Raw genomic sequence first — 13,324 nt, forward strand, 5'->3', positions numbered from 1 at the left:
ACCGCGTGCAAGCCCGGCATGGTCGGCGACGGCATCCGCGCCGACTTCACCGTCACCGGCGAGGGCCGCAAGTCCGTCGACACCAACCAGAAGCTCGCCGACGCCACCAAGAGCTACCAGCGGTACGTCAACTCCCAGGCCGACAGCTTCCTCACCAAGACGACGGAGTTCGTCGACGCGGTCAAGGCGAACAAGGTCGACGAGGCGAAGGCGCTGTTCCCGATCGCCCGCACCTACTGGGAGCGCATCGAACCCGTGGCGGGCAGCTTCGGCGACCTCGACCCGAGGGTGGACGGCCGCGAGGACGTCATCGCCGAGGGCCAGGAGTTCACCGGCTTCCACCGGCTGGAGAAGGACCTGTGGGTCACGGGCCTCCAGGCCGACTCCTCCTCGATCGCGGACCGGCTCCGGGCCGACGTGCAGGAGATCGTCGACAAGTCGAAGTCCGTCGAGCTCACCCCGCTGGAGCTGGCCAACGGCGCGAAGGGCCTGCTGGACGAGGTCGCGACCGGCAAGATCACCGGTGAGGAGGACCGCTACTCGCACACCGACCTGTGGGACTTCCGCGGCAACGTCGACGGCTCGCAGGCCGCGGTCGCCGCGCTGCGCCCGGCGCTCCAGGACAGCCAGCCCGCGCTGCTGACCACGCTGGACGCCAACTTCAAGGCGTTGGACGACCTGCTGGAGAAGCAGCGCAAGGGTGACGGCTTCAAGCTGTACACCGAGCTGACGGAGAACGAGATCAAGGACCTCGCCGCGGCGCTGGACGCGTTGGGCGAGCCGGTCAGCAAGGTCGCCGAAGCGGTCGCGAAGTGACCGGCGGACTCCCCCGCCGCAGGCTGCTCGGCCTCGCGGGCGCCGGGGTGGCGCTCGCGGGGACGGGCGCGGCCGTGGGGGTCTTGGCGGGCGACCGGGCCCCGACCGTGCGGACCGCCGCGTCCTCGGCCGCGGAGCCGGTGCCGTTCCACGGCGAGCACCAGGCGGGCATCACCACCGCCGCCCAGGACCGCATGCACTTCGTGGCCTTCGACGTGAAGACCACCAAGCGCGACGAACTCGTGGCCCTGCTCAAGGAGTGGACCGAGGCCGCCGTACGGATGACCAACGGCCAGGAAGCCGCCGAGGGCGGAGCCGTCGGCGGCTCGCTGGAAGCACCACCCGAGGACACCGGCGAGGCGCTCGACCTGCCCGCGTCCGCGTTGACCATCACCATCGGCTTCGGACCCTCGCTGTTCGACGGCCGCTTCGGCTTGGCCGACCAACGCCCACCCGCGTTGATCGACCTCCCCCACTTCCCCGCCGACGACCTCGACCCGAAGCGCAGCGGCGGCGACCTGTGCGTGCAGGCCTGCGCCAACGACCCCCAGGTCGCCGTGCACGCCATCCGCAACCTCGCCCGCATCGGCTTCGGCCGCGTCTCCGTGCGCTGGTCGCAGCTCGGGTTCGGCCGCACCTCGTCCACCACCAAGGACCAGGTGACCCCGCGCAACCTGTTCGGCTTCAAGGACGGGACCCGCAACATCAAGGCCGAGGAGTCCGACGTCCTGCGCGACCACGTGTGGGTGTCCGAAGAGGACGGACCAGCGTGGATGGTCGGCGGCACCTACCTGGTGGCGCGGCGGATCCGGATGCACATCGAGATCTGGGACCGCACCTCCCTGCGCGAGCAGGAGGAACTCACCGGCCGCAAGAAGGGCAGCGGCGCGCCCTTGGGCCAGGTCGACGAGTTCGACGAGCCCGACCTGCACGTCAAGGGGGCGGGTGGGCTGCCCGCCATCGGCGTGGACGCCCACATCCGGCTCGCCTCGCACGAATCGCTCAACGGGGCCAAGATCCTCCGTCGCGGCTACAACTTCACCGACGGCTCGGACGGCCTCGGCCACCTCGACGCCGGGCTGTTCTTCATCGGCTTCAACCGCGACACCCGCACGCAGTTCGTCCCCATGCAGACCGCGCTGTCCACTCGGGACAAAATGATGGAGTACATCGAGCACAGCGGGTCCGGCCACTTCGCGGTCCCGCCCGGCGTCCGCGAAGGCGGGTTCTGGGGCGACACGCTGTTCCGCTAGGCCGAGAGCCTGCCCGCTGCGACGAGTTCCACGACGACGAGCGCGGCCACGGCCTCGACCACCAGCAGCGCCACCAGCACGAGCACCTGGGTGGCGCCCGCCTGCACGGGCGTGGCGCCGCCCAGCAGCACCCCGACGAACGCCCCCGGCAACGTCACCAGCCCCACCGTCCGCGTCTGGTCCACCGCGGGCACCAGCGCGTCGCCCGCGCTCGGGCGGCAGATCAGCAGCACCGCGTCCCGGCGGCCGAACCCCAGCGCCCGCGCCGCCTCGTACTCGCCGTGCCGCGTGCGCAGCACCTCCAGCGCCCGTCTGCCCGCCAGCGAGGTCGCGGTCATCGCCCCGCCGATGAGGATTCCCGCGATCGGCACGAGCGCGACCGGCCGGAGAGGGACGAGCCCGGAGCCCACCAGCAACCCCAGCACCGGCACGACACCGGCTCCGAGCGCCACCGCCGTCCACCCGCCGACCCGGAGCCCGCCGACGCGCCGGGCCGAGGTCGCCGCCGCCACCCCGAACATCACCGCGATGAACAGCGCGGTCAGCGGCACGGAGCCGAGCACGGCCGTGATGAGCAGCGACACGACCCCGAGCTGGACGACGGCCCGCGCGGACGCGGTCACCACCGCGGGCCACCGCCCTATCCGGCCCAGCCGCAGCACCAGCGCCGCGGCGGTCACGAGCACCACCAGCACGACCGCCAGCGCGGGGCCCGGTGTGATCACGTCGCCCGGAGCACCGGCCGCAGCGGACCGCGGCGCAGGTCGGCGACGAACCTCGGGAGGTACGCCCGCGCGGCCAGGCAGAGGGCGGCGGCGACGAGCCCGCCGACGAGCAGGCCCATCACGACGTCGTGCGGGTAGTGCGCGCCGACGTACACGCGAGACGCGGCCAGCACGACCGCGAACACCACGGCGACGACGCCGAGCACCCGGTGGACCAGCAGCACCCCGACCGCGACCGCCGCCCCGACGGCCGCGTGGTTGCTGGGGAACGAGTAGTCGCCGGGCGGGTCGCACGGCAGGACCGTGGCCACGCCGAGCACCTGGCACGGGCGGGGTTCGGTGAAGACGAGCTTGACCCCGTCGTCCACGCCGAACGCGACGAGCGTGGCCACGGGGGTGGCGAGCGCGACGGCCATCGTGGCGTCGTCGCCGGACCGGGCGCTCCACCACCCGAGGGCGACCAGCGCCGCCAGCAGCACGACGCCGTAGGTCGTGACCAGGACGGCGGGCGTGTGCAGCCACCCGGTCCCCGCCGCGAAGCGCGTGACGGCCTCGTACCAACCGCTGTCGACCAGCGCCGTCACCGAGCCCTCCTGGCCCGCACGAGTTCCAGGCCCACCGGTACCAGCGACACCACGACGATGAGCACGATCACCGGCAGCAGGTACCGGTCCACGTTCGGGATCGACGAGCCCAGCACGTACCCGGCGACGGTCAGGCCGACCGTCCACAGCAGACCGCCGAGCACCTGCCAGCGCACGAACACCCGCGGGGGCACCCCCACCACGCCCGCGACCGGGTTGAGCACGGTGCGGACGATCGGCAGGAAGCGGGCCAGCACGATCGCCTTGCCGTGGCCGTACCGGGCGAACAGGTGTTGCGCCCGTTCGACGGCCTCGTGCAGTTTGGGCCGTTGCGACCGGTCGAGCAGGGCCCGGCCTCCCCTGGCTCCGAGGTGGTAGCCGACCTGGGCGCCGATCAGCGCGCCCGCCGCGGCCGCGACCAGCACCCACGGCAGCGACAGGTGCGGTCCGGTGGCGCAGAGCAGACCGGCGGTGAACAGCAGCGAGTCGCCGGGCAGGAAGAAGCCGACCAGCAGTCCGGTCTCGGCGAACAGCACCAGGAACACGCCCAGCGTGCCGAATGCCGACAGCAGCGACGTCGGGTCCAGCGGATTGAGCGCGACGAGCATCCGACCCCCTCGTTCGATCTACACGGTTGTAGATGTTCTACACCACTGTAGATTAACGGCGTGGAGGACGACCTGGTGCTACGACCCGACCGCCGGGCGCCCGGCGAACTGGAGTCCGCCGTGCTGGCGGCGCTGTGGGGCGCGAGCGGACCGCGCACGCCCACCGAGGTGCAGCGGGACCTCGGCGACACGCTCGCCTACAGCACCGTGGCGACGATCCTGGCCCGGCTGCACGCCAAGGCGCTCGTCGCCCGGACCAAGCTCGGCCGCTCGTACGTCTACACGCCCGTGGCCGACGAGCCCGGCGTGGCGGCCCGGCGGATGCACCGGGTGCTGAACGCCCGGCCGGACCGCGACGCGGTGCTCGCCCGGTTCGTGTCCGACCTCTCCCCCGCCGACGAACTGCTGCTGCGCGGCCTGCTGGAGGACGACTAGATGGAGATCGCCGTCTACCTCCCGTTGCTGCTGCCGCTGCTGACCGTGCCCGCGGCCCGGTGGCTCGCTCCGCGCTGCCACCCCCGCGCGGCCACGTGGGGCCTGCTGGCCACCGCCGTCGTGTCCGCGGCCGGGAGCACCGCGTCGCTGGCCCTGCTCACCGCCGCCGGCCTCACCCGCGTGACGCCGGTGACCGCGGTCGCGGCCCTTGGGCTGGTGGCGGTCCTGGTCGCCGTGGTCCGCACCGGTTCACGCCACCTCCGCGTGCTGCGCGACGCCTACGCCGAGGCCGAACTGCATCCCGACTCCGACCTCGTGGTCACGCGGGACGAGTCGCCGATCGCCTACGCGCTGCCCGGCGCTCCCGGCCGGGTCGTCGTGTCCACGGGCATGCTCGCCGCCCTGAACGCCACCGAGCGACAGGTGCTGCTGGCCCACGAGCGGGCGCACCTGGCCGACCGCCACCACCTGTTCCTCGCCGCCGTGACGCTGGCCGCGGCGGCGAACCCGCTGGTCCGCCCGCTGCGCACCGCCGTGGCGTACACCGTGGAGCGCTGGGCCGACGAGACGGCCGCCGACCGCGTGGGCGACCGCCGCAGCACCGCGCGAGCCGTCGGCAAGGCCGCGCTGGCGACCCGCCGGACCGTCGCGGGCCACCCGGCGGCGCTGCACGCCACGGCGGGCCCGGTGCCCCGGCGGGTGTCCGCGCTGCTCGACGCCCCTCCCGCTGGCCGGGGCTCCCGGTTCCGCGCCGTGCTCCTGGCCACGGCGGCGCTGCTGGCCCTGGTCGTGGTCTCGTCGCTGGACGCCGCCGACGACCTGCACGACCTCTTCGAGACGACGGGCATCACCGCCCGCTGACCCACCAGGAGCCGACTTGCACATCGTGATCGTCGACGACGAGGCCGCCCTGCGCGAGTCCCTGTCGCGGACGCTGCGCTTCGAGGGCTACGAGGTGTCCACCGCCCACAACGGGGCGATGGCGCTGGAGCTGATCCGCACGCAGCGGCCCGACGGGGTGATCCTCGACGTCACGATGCCCGTGCTCGGAGGCCTGGACACCTGCCGGGTGCTGCGCGCGACCGGCGACGTGACCCCCGTGCTGATGCTGACCGCGCGCGACGACGTGACCGACCGCGTCGCCGGGTTGGACGCGGGCGCCGACGACTACCTCGCCAAGCCGTTCGCGCTGCGGGAGCTGCTGGCCAGGGTCCGCGCGCTCGTCCGCCGCGGCGGGTACGCGGACCCGCCGCCCGCGGACGACGACCTGCGGTTCGCGGACCTGGCGCTGAACCCCGGCACCCGCGAGGTGCGGCGGGGAGAACGGCACCTGGCGTTGACGCGGACCGAGTTCTCCATCCTGGAGGCCTTCCTGCGCAACCCCCGGCAGGTGATGTCGCGCGGGGCGATGTTCCTCGACGTGTGGGGCTACGACTTCGGCACCTCGTCGAACAGCCTGGACGTCTACGTCAGCTACCTGCGCCGCAAGCTGGAGGCCGACGGCGAGCCCCGGCTGCTGCACACCGTGCGCGGCGTGGGCTACGTGCTGCGCGAGGACCCGCTGTGACGCGGTGGCGGCGGCTGTCGCTGCGGTCCCGGTTCACCGTGCTCGCGGCGGCCGCCGCCGCGGTGGCCGTGGTCGGCGTGGCGGTGGCGTCGTGGTTCGTCGTGCAGGCCAAGCTCAACCAGCAGTTCGACGACCAGCTGCGGTCCTACGCCGCCCTCGCGGCGCAGTCGTCCACGGCGGCCGACGCGCTGGCCACGCTGCGCCCGGTGGACCGGCGGACCACCGACGACGACCACCACCCCGCCGAACTCGTGGTCCAGTTCGTGGACTCCTCGGGCGCGGTGACCACGGCGGGCGCTCCCGGCGCTGAGCGGATCCCGACCACCGACCAGGCGCGGGCCATCGCCGCCGGGCAGCGGCAGAGGGTCGAGGTGCTGCGGATCGGCGGCGACCAGTACCGGGTGTGGACGGTCGTCGGGCGCGACGGCCTGGTCCAGATCGCCCGCGACGCCGAGGACATCGAGCAGACCCTCGCCGAACTGGGCCTGCTGCACGCGGTGATCGGCCTCGTCGGCGTGCTCGGCGCGGCGGTGCTCGGCCGGTCCGTCGCCCGCACCGCGCTGCGCCCGGTCGACGTGCTCACGGCGGGAGCCGAGCGCGTCGCGCGCACCCAGGACCTCACCGCCGAGATCCCGGTCGAGGGTCGCGGCGAGATCGCCCGGCTCGCGGAGGCGTTCAACGCGATGCTGTCCGCGCTCGACACCTCCCGCACGGCCCAGCGACGGCTGGTGGAGGACGCCGGGCACGAGCTGCGGACCCCGTTGGCCAGCCTGCGCAACAACGTCGAACTGCTCGTCCACGCCGAGCGGCAGCACCGGGACCTCTCCCCCACCGACCGGGCCCGCCTGCTCGGCGACCTGAGCACCCAGGCCGTCGAGCTGAGCACCCTGGTGGGCGAACTCGTGCAGCTGGCCAAGGACGACACCGACCCCGAGCCGTTCGTGCCGGTCGACCTCGCCGACGTCGTGGAGTCCGCGGTCGACCGGGCGCGGGCCCGAGCGCCGCACGTGCGGATCGCGACGGACCTGGCGACCTCTCCCGTGGTGGGCGACCCCGTGGCGCTGGAGCGGGCGGTGCTCAACCTGCTCGACAACGCCGCCAAGTGGAGCCCGCCCGACACGACCGTGCGCGTGACCGCGGGGCTGGAGGCCGGGCAGGCGCTGGTGACCGTCACCGACGAGGGGCCGGGGATCGCGGACGCGGACCTGCCGCACGTGTTCGAGCGCTTCTACCGCGCCGAGTCCGCCCGAGCGCTGCCCGGTTCCGGGTTGGGGCTGGCGATCGTGGCGCAGGTCGTCACCGCCCACGGCGGCCTGGCGCGCGCCGAGCACTCCGCAGGCGGCGGAGCACTCGTGCGGATCGGGCTCCCCGCGGTTTCTCATCCAAACCCCTGAGGATCTTCATCGTGCTTTAACGATGCCCCGGCATCGTCGACGACGTGGCCACGATCCCCCGCCCAGCGTCCCTCGCCAGGGTCTCCATCGCGCTGCTGACCGGCTGCCTGCTCGTCGCCGCGTACCTCACGGTGGCGCTGCGCTCCCAGGTGAACCCGGTGGCGAACGTGGTCAGCGACTACGTCTTCTACCACCCCGGCGGCGCGCTCTACGTGCTGGCGGTGCTGCTCCTGGTCGCCGGTGGCGGCGTGGTGGCGGCGGGCCTGACCGCGCTCGGCGTGCACCGGTCGCACCTGCTCACGCTGCTGCTGGGGCTGTGGTGCTCGGGCCTGCTGCTGTGCGCGGTGTTCCCGACCAACCGCCTGCCGGGTGACTCGTCGTTCTCCGGTGACGTGCACCGCCTGGCGGGCGGCACGTTCCTCACCAGCCTGCCCCTCGCGGGCTGGCAGCTCGCGAAGGCCCTGCGCGCCGACCCGCGACTGCGTCCGCTCGCGGTGCGGATCAGTCGACTGGCCACGGCCGGTCTCGTGCTCGCGGCCGCGTTCGGCCTGTGCCAGCTCGCCCCGCCCCCGGTCTCCGACCTCCAGGGCCTGCTCGAACGTCTCGCCCTCGGCGCCGAAGTGGCGCTCCTGCTGACCACAGCCACCACGATCAAGCGGGTGACCGGATGACCAACGTCCTCTTCGCGGTGCTCCTGGCCGCGTTCGCCGCGTGCTGCTTCGCCGCGGCGATCCACCTCCAACACCGCTCCGTCCGGACCGACGGCCGGGTCCGCGTGACCAAGCTCCTGCGCACCCCCACCTGGCTGGCGGGCACGTCCCTCGCGGTCGTGGGCAGCGGGCTGCACGTGCTCGCGCTGGCCCTCGCGCCATTGGCGGTCGTGCAGCCGATCGGCGTGCTGAGCCTCGTGCTCACCACCGTGATCGGCGGCCACTCCCGCCGAGCCGCGTTCGCCGTCTGCGCGGGCACAGCGGGATTCGTGGTGCTGTCCGCCACCTCCACGGTCCCGGTTTCATCCACAGTGGACTCGTCACGGGTGCAGCTGGTCGTGGTGGTCGCCGTCGTCGTCGCGATCGTCGGCCTGCTCACCGCGGGACGCGTCCGCTGCCTGGCCCTGGCCGCGTCCGCCGCCGTCCTGTTCGGCCTGGGATCGGCCCTGATCCGCGGCGCGGTCCTCAACGGTTCTCCGCTGCTCGTCGCCGAGGCGGGCGCGTTGATGCTCGTCGGCGGCTGGCTCGTCCACCAGGCCTACGCCAGCGGCCCACCGGCCGTGGTCATCGGCGCGGTCACCGTCCTCGACCCGCTCACCGCCGTCGCCGTCGGCATCGGCTTCTACGGCGAGACCAGCGGCATCGCCCTCCCCCAGCTCGCCTGCGCGGCCGTGGCGATCGGCGGCGTGATCGCCCTGACCCGCCACACCCCGGTCGACCACCCGACGTGGACCCGATCCGAGACCGGCCAACGGATCCTGCTCGCCGCCGACACCTACCCGCCGGACGTCAACGGCGCGGCCAACTTCGCCGCCCGGCTCGCCGAAGGACTCGCTGCCCGTGGCAACGACGTCCACGTCGTGTGCCCCTCACCCACCGCCCAGACCGGTTCCACGGTCGTCCGCGGCGTCACCGTCCACCGCGTCGCCTCGACCCGCACCCCGTTCCACGCCACCTTCCGCGTGTGCACGCCCTGGCAGGTCGCCCGAGCACTCCCGGCGATCCTCGCCGAGGCCCGACCGGACGTCGTCCACGTCCAAGCCCACTTCGGCGTCGGCCGCACTGTGCTCCGCGCCGCCGTCTCCCACGACCTGCCGGTGGTGGCCACCAACCACTTCATGCCGGAGAACCTGCTCGACTACGGCCCCCTCCCCCGCTTCCTCAACGGCACCCTGTCCGCTTGGGCGTGGCGCGACCTGGTCAGGGTCTACCGTCGAGCGACGGCGGTCACCGCCCCCACACCCCGTGCGGCGGACCTGTTGCGGGACAGGGGGTTGCCGACCCAGGCGATCTCCTGCGGCATCGACCTCGACCGCTTCGGCACGCCGGGAGCCCACCTGTCGACCACGACCACGGCGGTGTTCGTCGGCAGGCTCGACCCGGAGAAGAACGTCGACGACCTGCTGCACGCGCTCGTCCTCGCCCCGGCCGTGCACGCCGAGATCGTCGGCGACGGCGTCCGCCGCACCGCGCTGGAAGCCCTCGCCCTCGACCTGGGCGTCGCCCGCCGAGTGCGCTTCCACGGTTACCTCCCCGACGACGACCTCATCGCCGTGCTGCGCCGAGCCGACGTGTTCTGCATGCCCGGCACGGCGGAACTCCAGAGCATCGCCACGATGGAGGCCATGGCCGCCGGCCTCCCGGTCATCGCCGCCAACGCCATGGCGTTGCCGCACCTGGTCCACCACGGCGTCAACGGTCACCTCTACCCACCCGGCGACTCCGCCGCCCTCGCGGGCGCGCTACGCGATCTCGACACCGACCCCGCCACCCGGATCGCCATGGGCCTCGCGAGCAGGCAGATCGTCACCCGCCACGACCTCACGGACACCCTCGACACCTTCGAAGCCCTGTACCAGCGCGTGCAGGAGGAAGCGACAAACCATGACCACACCCGATCCCACGACCGCGCCGCCCTCCTCGGCTGACACCCCCCGACGCCGCCGGTTCGCGTTCGTCCGCCACCGCACCACGCAGGTGATCGCCGTGGCGGTGCTCGGCCTCGCCATCGGCGCGGGCGTCAGCACCCTGGCCTCCCACGAGGACGGCGGCGGGGGCGACCACGAGCACAGCAGGCAGGTCGACCACGAGGACCAGCAGGGCGAGCACTGACCGTCCCCCCGACGCAAGGAGGAACCATGACCACCCCCACCACCAGCCTGCGCTGCTCCGACGCCGAGCGCGAGCAGGTCAGCACCCGCCTGCACGAAGCGGCGGGCGAGGGCAGGCTCACCATGACCGAGGTCGAGGAACGCCTGGCCCAGGCCTACGCAGCCCGCTACCGCCACGAACTCGACGTCCTCACCGAAGACCTGCCTGCCGTCCACAAGCCGAGCACCACCTGGCAGGACGCCCTGCTCCGCCTCCGCCTCTTCGTCACCGCCCTGCTCGGCCGCGGCACCACAGCGCTGAGCCCCCGCGGCCGCGCCTTCGGCCTGCTCGCGGTCCTCGTGCTCTCCATCCTCATCGGCGCGGCCGTCATGTCCGCGATCCACGGCGCTTTCTTCGAGGCGGGCCTCGAACCGTGAGGCGTGCCTGTCGGGTGCGCGGGCGTCAGCGGAGGGCGGGGACCAGGTCGAACCCGGTCACCACTTCCGGCACGATGCGGACGAGGTGGTCCATCGTTCCGCGCACCCACGGCTTCAGGACCCCGTCGAGGCGGACCGACTCGTCGGGTTCGGTGATCCGCTTCGCGACGCCGATCACGATCACGCTCCACCCCAGGCGGGCGCGGATGACGATCGAGCCGCTGTCGACGACGTGGTCGACGGGCCCGACGGCGGGCAGCGCGTCCCGCGAGAACACGACCCGGCCGAACGGGGCGCTCGCCAGCAGGCGCAACGACTCAGCCTCGGACAGCGACCTCGGTTCGCTCGGCTCCTCCAGCGCGCCGCTCATCGCGCGCCCCCGTGACGGACGAACCACGGTGCCCGGCGCGCGGGCCGCGGCTTCACCTCGCCGCGGCCCGCGTCCCACCCGACCCGCTCCCCTGACCGGTCCTCACCGCACGCGATCCCCTGGCACGCCCTGGTCTCGACCACCACGTCCCACGCGTGCGACCCCCATTGTCGGGCGCGCCATTCTGCCTCAGCAGGGCACAAGGTCCCGGATGGTCGAGACCCTGTGCCCTGGCGGGCGACCCGACCGCTCGCGCAGAGCCCTTCGTCCCCCCGCGCGACCGGCATCGTCGGCCCGGTGATCCGCCACCGTCCACTGTCGACGGTGAAAGGGCCGGTGGGGTCGCGACCCCACCGGCCCTTTCACGCGCTTGGGCTCAGCCGCCCAGGGTGTGGAACAGATCCGTGTGGTCGTTCGTGCCCAGCACGTCCGTCGCGCGCGGGCCGATGGCCCAGACGGGAACGGCCGCACCGGTGTGCTGCTGGCTCGGCGGGGTCGCCACCGGCGGCGCGCCGGGGCCGCCGAAGCCCGCGGTGTTGTAGGCGAGGGTCAGGGTCTGGCCGTCCTTGGTGACGACGTTGGTCGAGTAGCCGGTCGGCAGGCCGGTGCCGCTCGCGTCCTCGGACACGATCTGGCTCGTGTGCGAGTGGTCCGCGGTGACGACGACGAGCGTGTCCGGGTGTGCCTTCTGGTAGTCGAGCGCGACACCGATGGCCTTGTCGAACGCCACGGTCTCGCCGATCTGGCCACACGCGTTGGTGGCATGGTCCTGCTTGTCGATCGAGGCGCCCTCGACCTGGAGGAAGAAGCCGCGCCGGTTCTCCAGCAGCTTGATGGCCTTGGTGGTCATGTCGGCCAGGCTCGGCTCGTTCGCGGGCCGCTGGTTCTCCACGCACGGCGCGGGCGTGTTGCCCTTGCCGAGGGACGCGGCCGGGCCGCTCCACTCCACCGACATCGTGCCGGGGGTGAACAGGCCGAGCACCGGCTTGCGGCTGTCGACCTTGCCCAGGCCCGCGGCGTCGGTGACGTACTGGTAGCCCTGCCGCGCGGCGGAGTCCACCACGGTCTTGCCCTTGTCCTTGCCGCCGGTCACGGTCTGGGCGAACCGGTTGCGACCGCCGCCGAACAGCACGTCGAAGTGGTTGTCGACCTCCTGCTCGGCGATCGAGCCGAGGCCGCCGACGTCCTTGGTCTCCTTGGCGCACGCCGTCATGTCGGCGGGGCCCTGGCAGCCGCGCAGCGAGATGTGCGCGCCCTGCACGGCCGGGGTGGCGTCGGTGATCTCGGCGGTGGTGACGTCGCCGACCTTCTGGCCGCGCTTCTTCGCCTTCTCCATCACCGACTCGTAGTTGCGGCCCGGCACGTCGATCGCGCTGCTCGGCCCCTGCGAGATCCGCTCGTCGAGGGTCTTCACACCCGTCGCCCACATCGTCCCGGTCGACGCCGAGTCGGGGTCGTAGTCGGGCAGGTAGGGCGCCTTCGGCGCGGGCTTGACCGACCACGTCGTGTCGAACCCGGTCAACGGCAACCGGTCCACGTTCAGCTTGTTCCGCACGCCCTGGTAGTAGCGGGCCGCGGTGATCTCCTGGACCCCCATGCCGTCACCGATGAGCACGATGACGTTCGTGGGCTGCCGGTCGTGCAGGGCCTGCTCGATCGCCCGCTCGTCATCGCCCCGGCCGGGGGACCCGTCAGCCGCGACCGTGCTCGTCACGACCACCGCCGCGGCGATGGCCAGTGCGGAAATCGCGCCACTTCTTTTCATGTCCTGCCTTTCGCCGTTGTCGAACCGCCCGGATGGTAAGCGCGCGGTGATGGCGCGGAAGTGGCTGGAACAAGGCCATTGCGTGACGGTGGACGGCGTGACCAGGGATTATGGTGACGAATAGCTCATATCACCCCGAATCGCACCGCCGGCTTTCCGCCACGCCCACTGGTCGACCCGCACAAACCGACGCCAACGCCCATAGTGACGCAATCCGGACACGACAAGCGCCGAATTTCACCATTCCCAGACTGAATGCCCATTCCCCTGGAATTGCTCCCACCATTTCCACGAAACGGGCAGGACTCACCCCTCGATCAGATCCGTCGCTCCAGACGTTGTCGCGGACGACGGCCCGCCACCGATCGTGGTGGATCCGCATCTGAGGAGAACCGAACCGGGGTTCACCGCGAACACCTGGAGAAGCCTCCCAGAAACCCGCATCTGCGGTTTCGGCTTCCCTGGAGGTGTTGTCGGGTGTTGACGCTCGTGCTCATCGGCCTGCTCGGTGGCCTGATCACCGGGATCTCGCCGTGCATCCTGCGCGTGCTGCCGGTCGTCTTCTTCGC

Annotated in this window: 15 protein-coding genes; 10 read left to right on the forward strand and 5 right to left on the reverse strand. The window is 72.6% G+C overall.

The window, feature by feature from the left end; genetic code table 11:
* Positions 1 to 816: iron uptake system protein EfeO (efeO, locus tag ACFWW9_RS42810; protein WP_390388817.1), on the forward strand; the 816-nt coding region annotated here is incomplete at its 5' end.
* On the forward strand, positions 813 to 2,069 hold the full coding sequence (efeB, locus tag ACFWW9_RS42815; protein WP_390388818.1) for an iron uptake transporter deferrochelatase/peroxidase subunit: 1,257 nt from the start codon (positions 813 to 815) through the stop codon (positions 2,067 to 2,069). The genes efeO and efeB, both read left to right, overlap by 4 nt.
* Here efeB and ACFWW9_RS42820 read toward each other — a convergent pair.
* From ACFWW9_RS42820 to ACFWW9_RS42830, 3 genes are read right to left on the reverse strand one after another with little or no spacing between them, the layout of a single operon-like run.
* The gene (locus tag ACFWW9_RS42820; protein ID WP_390388820.1) at positions 2,066 to 2,794 is read right to left on the reverse strand and encodes an ABC transporter permease; all 729 of its coding nucleotides are present in this window, start codon (positions 2,792 to 2,794) and stop codon (positions 2,066 to 2,068) included. The two genes, efeB and ACFWW9_RS42820, sit on opposite strands and share 4 nt — an antisense overlap.
* Positions 2,791 to 3,378, reverse strand: a complete 588-nt coding sequence (locus tag ACFWW9_RS42825) for a phosphatase PAP2 family protein (RefSeq protein ID WP_390388822.1) — start codon at positions 3,376 to 3,378, stop codon at positions 2,791 to 2,793. Before ACFWW9_RS42825 ends, ACFWW9_RS42820 begins: the two co-directional genes overlap by 4 nt.
* Positions 3,375 to 3,986, reverse strand: coding sequence for a DedA family protein (locus ACFWW9_RS42830; protein ID WP_390388824.1), 612 nt, complete (start codon positions 3,984 to 3,986; stop codon positions 3,375 to 3,377). Before ACFWW9_RS42830 ends, ACFWW9_RS42825 begins: the two co-directional genes overlap by 4 nt.
* A 60-nt stretch (positions 3,987 to 4,046) precedes the next feature.
* Here ACFWW9_RS42830 and ACFWW9_RS42835 point away from each other — a divergent pair, with 60 nt between their 5' ends.
* From ACFWW9_RS42835 to ACFWW9_RS42870, 8 genes are read left to right on the forward strand one after another with little or no spacing between them, the layout of a single operon-like run.
* Complete coding sequence (locus ACFWW9_RS42835; RefSeq protein ID WP_390388825.1) at positions 4,047 to 4,421, forward strand: BlaI/MecI/CopY family transcriptional regulator; 375 nt, start codon at positions 4,047 to 4,049, stop codon at positions 4,419 to 4,421.
* Positions 4,422 to 5,282 (forward strand): M56 family metallopeptidase, encoded by an 861-nt coding sequence (locus ACFWW9_RS42840; RefSeq protein WP_390388827.1) that lies wholly within the window; start codon positions 4,422 to 4,424, stop codon positions 5,280 to 5,282.
* A 16-nt stretch (positions 5,283 to 5,298) separates the two neighbouring features.
* Complete coding sequence (locus ACFWW9_RS42845; protein WP_390388829.1) at positions 5,299 to 5,988, forward strand: response regulator transcription factor; 690 nt, start codon at positions 5,299 to 5,301, stop codon at positions 5,986 to 5,988.
* Positions 5,985 to 7,382, forward strand: coding sequence for a sensor histidine kinase (locus tag ACFWW9_RS42850; RefSeq protein ID WP_390388830.1), 1,398 nt, complete (start codon positions 5,985 to 5,987; stop codon positions 7,380 to 7,382). The genes ACFWW9_RS42845 and ACFWW9_RS42850 overlap by 4 nt, the downstream gene beginning before the upstream one ends.
* Before the next feature lie 44 nt (positions 7,383 to 7,426).
* Complete coding sequence (locus ACFWW9_RS42855) at positions 7,427 to 8,053, forward strand: DUF998 domain-containing protein (RefSeq protein WP_390388832.1); 627 nt, start codon at positions 7,427 to 7,429, stop codon at positions 8,051 to 8,053.
* Complete coding sequence (locus ACFWW9_RS42860) at positions 8,050 to 10,020, forward strand: glycosyltransferase (RefSeq protein WP_390388834.1); 1,971 nt, start codon at positions 8,050 to 8,052, stop codon at positions 10,018 to 10,020. Before ACFWW9_RS42855 ends, ACFWW9_RS42860 begins: the two co-directional genes overlap by 4 nt.
* Positions 9,977 to 10,204 carry a hypothetical protein gene (locus ACFWW9_RS42865; protein ID WP_390388835.1) on the forward strand — a complete coding sequence of 76 codons (228 nt, stop codon included), beginning with the start codon at positions 9,977 to 9,979 and terminating at the stop codon, positions 10,202 to 10,204. Before ACFWW9_RS42860 ends, ACFWW9_RS42865 begins: the two co-directional genes overlap by 44 nt.
* 26 nt (positions 10,205 to 10,230) lie before the next feature.
* A complete protein-coding gene (locus ACFWW9_RS42870; protein ID WP_390388836.1) occupies positions 10,231 to 10,620 on the forward strand; it encodes a DUF1707 domain-containing protein in 390 nt (129 codons plus the stop codon).
* A gap of 25 nt (positions 10,621 to 10,645) precedes the next feature.
* Here the strand turns inward: ACFWW9_RS42870 and ACFWW9_RS42875 are convergent, their stop codons facing one another.
* Positions 10,646 to 10,990 (reverse strand): pyridoxamine 5'-phosphate oxidase family protein, encoded by a 345-nt coding sequence (locus tag ACFWW9_RS42875; protein ID WP_390388837.1) that lies wholly within the window; start codon positions 10,988 to 10,990, stop codon positions 10,646 to 10,648.
* Positions 10,991 to 11,366: 376 nt separating this feature from the next.
* The gene (locus ACFWW9_RS42880) at positions 11,367 to 12,755 is read right to left on the reverse strand and encodes an alkaline phosphatase (RefSeq protein ID WP_390388838.1); all 1,389 of its coding nucleotides are present in this window, start codon (positions 12,753 to 12,755) and stop codon (positions 11,367 to 11,369) included.
* Positions 12,756 to 13,324: the final 569 nt, after the last annotated feature.

The sequence above is a fragment of the Umezawaea sp. NPDC059074 genome (genome assembly GCF_042738955.1).
GTDB lineage: Bacteria > Actinomycetota > Actinomycetes > Mycobacteriales > Pseudonocardiaceae > Umezawaea.

What these genes read in the sequence shown, in the direction of transcription:
- ACFWW9_RS42830 (WP_390388824.1), bottom strand. Translation starts at nt 3,986, where the DNA reads ATGCTCGTCGCGCTCAATCCGCTGGACCCGACGTCGCTGCTGTCGGCA.
- ACFWW9_RS42840 (WP_390388827.1), top strand. Translation starts at nt 4,422, where the DNA reads ATGGAGATCGCCGTCTACCTCCCGTTGCTGCTGCCGCTGCTGACCGTG.
- ACFWW9_RS42860 (WP_390388834.1), top strand. Translation starts at nt 8,050, where the DNA reads ATGACCAACGTCCTCTTCGCGGTGCTCCTGGCCGCGTTCGCCGCGTGC.
- ACFWW9_RS42865 (WP_390388835.1), top strand. Translation starts at nt 9,977, where the DNA reads ATGACCACACCCGATCCCACGACCGCGCCGCCCTCCTCGGCTGACACC.
- ACFWW9_RS42870 (WP_390388836.1), top strand. Translation starts at nt 10,231, where the DNA reads ATGACCACCCCCACCACCAGCCTGCGCTGCTCCGACGCCGAGCGCGAG.
- ACFWW9_RS42875 (WP_390388837.1), bottom strand. Translation starts at nt 10,990, where the DNA reads ATGAGCGGCGCGCTGGAGGAGCCGAGCGAACCGAGGTCGCTGTCCGAG.
- ACFWW9_RS42880 (WP_390388838.1), bottom strand. Translation starts at nt 12,755, where the DNA reads ATGAAAAGAAGTGGCGCGATTTCCGCACTGGCCATCGCCGCGGCGGTG.